Source organism: Streptomyces sp. NPDC002130 (genome assembly GCF_040296465.1).
Classification (GTDB): Bacteria; Actinomycetota; Actinomycetes; order Streptomycetales; family Streptomycetaceae; genus Streptomyces.
Genome location: NZ_JBEOXI010000463.1, coordinates 1 through 3,439, shown reverse-complemented (window position 1 = coordinate 3,439; position 3,439 = coordinate 1). Strand labels below are relative to the sequence as shown.

At 62.7% G+C, this 3,439-nt stretch carries 3 protein-coding genes and 2 pseudogenes; 4 read left to right on the top strand and 1 reads right to left on the bottom strand.

The genetic code is table 11. The features are described from left to right. The 4 genes and pseudogenes from ABT116_RS41035 to ABT116_RS41020 form a co-directional block, all read left to right on the top strand. Window positions 1-91, top strand: a pseudogene (locus tag ABT116_RS41035) (ATP-binding cassette domain-containing protein); the annotation flags it as partial. A gap of 41 nt (window positions 92-132) precedes the next feature. Beyond that, window positions 133-558, top strand: coding sequence for a protein-tyrosine phosphatase family protein (locus tag ABT116_RS41030; RefSeq protein WP_351645278.1), 426 nt, complete (start codon window positions 133-135; stop codon window positions 556-558). A gap of 1 nt (window position 559) precedes the next feature. Then, window positions 560-2,479, top strand: coding sequence for a hypothetical protein (locus tag ABT116_RS41025; protein ID WP_351645276.1), 1,920 nt, complete (start codon window positions 560-562; stop codon window positions 2,477-2,479). Continuing rightward, window positions 2,476-2,661 (top strand): hypothetical protein, encoded by a 186-nt coding sequence (locus tag ABT116_RS41020; RefSeq protein ID WP_351645273.1) that lies wholly within the window; start codon window positions 2,476-2,478, stop codon window positions 2,659-2,661. Before ABT116_RS41025 ends, ABT116_RS41020 begins: the two co-directional genes overlap by 4 nt. Before the next feature lie 686 nt (window positions 2,662-3,347). On the opposite strand, the pseudogene ABT116_RS41015 reads toward ABT116_RS41020, so the two are convergent. Further along, a pseudogene (locus ABT116_RS41015) lies at window positions 3,348-3,439 on the bottom strand (aldo/keto reductase); the annotation flags it as partial.

Sequence of the window (3,439 nt, the reverse complement as noted above, 5' to 3'; positions counted from 1 at the left end):
CGGCCAGCGCCAGCGCGTGTGGATCGCCATGGCGCTCGCCCAGCAGACGCCGCTGCTCCTCCTCGACGAGCCGACGACGTACCTGGACATCCAGCGACCACACAACGCCTCAGTGGAATCGCGGCACACGGGATGATGGACTTCGATGTTCCGTACGTGTCCCAACTCGAGGGCAACCTGTGGCAGGGCGGCTGCGAAAACGGGCTGATCCTGCCTACATTCTTCAAACATGTTGTCTCCCTATATCCGTGGGAGGCATACACCGTCACTCACACCCTCGACAGTTTCGTCAAAGTACGCATGTACGACCACGAGAGCCAAGGATTCGATCAGGTCGACGCCCTCGCCGCATGGGTGAACGTCTGCCGTCGATCCGGACCGATCCTGGTTCATTGCCAAGCCGGCCTGAACCGCTCCTCCCTCATCGCGGGCCGCGCCCTCATCCTCGACGGAATGACACCCGCTGATGCGATCGCACTGATTCGAGACAAAAGATCCCCAGCCTGCCTGTGCAACCCGGTCTTCGAACAATGGCTCCTCCACGGAACGGAAAAATGAGATGACAACGAACCAGTCCGATTGCAGCGCGGTCCAGGTTTCCTCAGCGGACGTCGTGACGCCGGTAGCGAAGGCATACATCGACAGCCTGCACCGATCGGGGTTGACCCACAACAACTGGGCCAACCTTCCCAGCGCCCAGCGATCTGAGATACGCCACGGAATGCAGGCGGTCGTCGAGTTCCTTACCTCCGTCGGCCGTCTCGTCCCCGTCGGCGGTATAGCACTCATGCCCGAACAGTGGGCGCACTACCGGCGAATGGCAGCGGACCCGCGTTTCGCCGAATTGTCGCGGGATGCGCTCGGCGTGATGAAGTGGCCCGAGAATCCGCTACTGCCACCTGCCCTGTTCCCAGCAGCCGAACCCGCCGACAAGGCAGCGGACTTCATCGACATCGTGTTTGACGGACCGCCCGCTGCCCAATCAGGTCGATTCGTGGAGGTTGAGAATCCTTCGGGCGCAAGCATCAAAGTTGGAGAGTGGATCGAACGCGACGGCGGGCGCTGGGCGCTGCGCATCAGGTCCGACGAACCGCACCTCGAAGTGTCCGACCGAGTAAATCCCGAGGCCGGCCACATCCTCGACGGACTGATCGACTGCCAAAAGGGCCACATCCTCACCACCGAGGAGATGACGGATGTGCGGACCCTGTTCCTGAAGGGGTCGACTGTCGATCCGGAGTTTCATCGAGCGAAGGAAAGGCTCCGGCCCGTGCTGTTCCCGGAAACCGAACCCGCCGAGCCTGTCGTCCCCAACCCCGAGCATCCGTACTTCGTGTGGGAACAGGGCTATCAGGCCGCAGTGACCGACAGCGATGCTGGCGTGGACGGAACACGCGGCAATGCGTACACCAGCAATCCGTACTCGCTGGGTGAGTCAGAGCCGGATCCGGCAACCGAACCCGCCGAGGAAGTGAAGCCGATCGGTTGGTACCGGGCGATGACCCGGAAGTTCGCCACCGCGCACTTCGGCTTCCCGGAAGTGACTGGCCTGTTTGAACGGACCCACACCGCATCGGATGGTGGTGTGTGGGGCTACTGCGGCGGCGAGTGGGAGTTGCGCGAATACCCGCCCGCCCCTGCCGAACCCAGCAAGAATGAGGCGGAGACCGAAACCGAGTGGGCTATCGAGTTTCCCGGCGGGATCTGCAACATCTCATTCGATCCGGCTGATCCCGAAGAGATGTTGCAGTGGGTTCGCGACGGCAAGCTGGTTTGCCGTGAAGTGACGACAGGCCCGTGGATCGACGCAGTTCCAGCCCCTGCCGAACCCGCCGAGGAGGAGACGAAAGAGGATGGGCCGGGGAAGTTCCGCAAGAAGCCCGTCGAGGTCGAAGCGATGCAGTACGACGGCAAGGATTGGCGATCCATAGCGCAGTGGATGGCGGTGGATGGTGCGCCGATGGGGCGTACGGCTTCCGGACTTCTGCGCATTCACACCCTCGAAGGGGAGATGGCCGCCCATCCGGGTGATTGGATCATCAAGGGCACACAAGGCGAGTTCTACCCATGCAAGCCTGCGTCATTCGCGGACACATTCGAAGCCGCCTCCTCCCCGATAGTCCCCGCCCCCACCGAAGCGTCCGTTATCGGGGGTGCCGCAGGCGCTCTCCGTGCCGCGCTCGCTGTGGTCGACCCTCACGAGGCTGGGCCCTGGGAACACGCTTGGCTCTCGGTAAGGGACCTCGAGGACTGCGCCCGTCGCGCCGAGGCGCTTGCCACCACCGACACTGAGTGGCCGTCATTGGATGCCGTGCCCGCACACGTGCGCACCGTTCGGGACAAGGTAGGGGACGAATACCGGCGAGTCGAGAACGGTGGCTGGGATTTCCGCTCGAGTGAGTGGCAGACGATCATCTCACCGACCGCCGACTACGACGAGTTCGCACCGTTCGTTGCCGTCGAGGAGCAGGACCGATGAACCGTGAAGACGCCATCGAAGCGCTCACCAGCAAAGGCAAGACCCGAGAACAGGCAGAAGCATTCATCGACCTGATGGGAAGCGCATTCAAACGGTGTGGATGGATACCCGGAGAACCACTCGACGACAACGCCATTGCCGAACGGTGGGAAACATTCTTCGCACCCGAGGAGCAGAGATAATGAGCTCACGACTATTCCATGGCGGGGTTCCGGACCTTCGGGTCGGTGACCTGATCGAGCCGGGCCACAGTCGTCGGGAACATGACGGCTGCCCGTGGTGCGAAGCCCGCGCCCGAGGTGAAGCGCACCTTGGGATGGACGGACCGTCCCAACAGTCAGGGCGGGTCTACGCCACCGGGCACCGCCTGTACGCCAAATACCACGCCTCACTGTGGGGGAGGGGCGATCTGTACCGAGTTGAACCAGTCGGCGATGTCCAGCCCTCCGACGAAGATTCCATCCCGTCGGTCCACACGCCGGCACTGCGAGTCGTAGCCGTCGTCGACCGCGCAATTCTCCTAACGAATAGCGAACGCAGACGGCTCTACCGCGAGTGGGGGATCGCCGACAACGCGAAGGCCCAATCGTCTCGATCAACACAAGGACTGAAATGAGCGCACCGACTGAGGTTTACCGCACGATCGACCCGGAACTACTTGCGGCGTGGGACAAAGCGGCGGAAGAAAAGAGACGGTGGTACGACGCTGTCGCTGAGTTATGTGAAGAACACTCCGGTGATCGCAGGTGGTGGCACAGCAACTTCCTCGGCAGAGAACACTTCGACGGCCCCCTCGTACCAGCAGACGATGTCGTGCCTGTTGGCTGGCGCCGCGACCGTAAGCGGCCAGGAATGATGCGGCCCAACCGGCGACGGCCCGCATCTCGTCCTCGCTCAGTTCAAATCCGAACACGTCGAGGTTGGCGCGCTGCCGCTCGGGGTTGGCCGACTTGGGGATGG